General features: G+C 30.9%; 1 protein-coding gene. It reads left to right on the top strand.

What is annotated here, in order from left to right:
- Positions 1-140 precede the first annotated feature (140 nt).
- The gene (locus tag ACFOSX_RS10905; protein ID WP_386100733.1) at positions 141-971 is read left to right on the top strand and encodes a DUF6602 domain-containing protein; all 831 of its coding nucleotides are present in this window, start codon (positions 141-143) and stop codon (positions 969-971) included.
- The last annotated feature ends 315 nt before the right edge of the window (positions 972-1,286 follow it).

The following is a 1,286-nucleotide window of genomic DNA, read 5'->3' as shown; positions in this document are numbered from 1 at the left end:
ACAATGTATAACCGCAATTACGGCGGATTCGACTACGTCCGAATCCACTCGGAATTGCGAGCGTCAGTGCCAAACCGAAAATTAACGCATATAAACCCGTAACTGACGGTTATACGAGACCGTTGTGCACAACCTAAATTATGAACTCTAAAGATTTTTTAGAACTTATTAAATTTGAAACTGATGAAATCAATCATCTTTTTAAAAAAGCTAGTGTAGAAGGTAAAGGGACTTCACAAGAAGTTTCTGATAGAAGAGAAATTGCCGTTAAATTATTTTTAGAACGATACTTTCCATTTCCATATCGCGTTGCAAAAGGTAATATCATTGACAGCTATGGTTTGCGTAGTAATTCAATTGATTGTATCCTCCTAAGTCCATCACATCCTTACACAGTTTCTAATGAGAATAAGTATTCCGTTATTTTCGCTGACGGTGTAGATGTTGCAGTTGAAGTAAAACCAGACTTGTCTAATATTAATGAGATTCATCGTAGCCTTGAACAAATCAAATCAGTTAAGAATTTACGAAGACAAAAAAGCGGACTCTTTAATATGAACAAGAAGCATAATGATGAACAATTATTAACTTCTAAGCAGATACCCTGTGTAATTTTTGGAAACAAAACATACTCCAACATTGAAACACTAATTAAAAATATCGGTTTATACTATCTTGAAAACAAAATTCAAATGAGAGAACAATTCGATATGATTATTATAAATGGTAAAGGAATTTTATTTAATTCAAGATCTGATTATAGCATTAGTTTTTCTGATGAATTTCAAGGTTTATTTTTTGCAGAATTAGATGAACAAACTTTAGCAGTTTTTCTATTTTACTTGAATATTTTTCCACAATGCGAAATGAAAATGGGTGAACCTGTTCTAAATTATTATTATCAAAAGCCAGATACTTATAAAGTAAAGTATATTAAAGAAATAAATAAAAGACTTTTAGAATTAGGATAAAGGCAGTGCACAACAACGTATATAACTCATAGCTAATTAGTTGCTTAAACGAAGTTAAGGCATATTTGGAAAGTCGCCAAATTTTTAAATTTGACGATTTCCAATTAAAAAGATAAATAGTAAAATTTAAAAATCTGGCTTGTGCTTAACCGAAAAATAATCGCTAATTTACACGCTACGAGCCATATACAAAACCGTTGTGTGTAATTTGAGCAAAGCTAATGCAGAGAACAGAAATCATAGATAAAAATCAACTTTTTGAACTGATTGAATACATTCTTTCGGACTCAAAAACTGAATTCTATGAATCATATT

The sequence above is a fragment of the Winogradskyella maritima genome (genome assembly GCF_042650215.1).
Lineage (GTDB): Bacteria > Bacteroidota > Bacteroidia > Flavobacteriales > Flavobacteriaceae > Winogradskyella > Winogradskyella maritima.
Note: the sequence above shows the minus strand (reverse complement) of the source record. Positions and strands in the feature narration are given on the sequence as shown.

Coding starts and splice junctions, on each gene's coding strand:
- ACFOSX_RS10905 (WP_386100733.1), top strand. CDS start 141: ATGAACTCTAAAGATTTTTTAGAACTTATTAAATTTGAAACTGATGAA.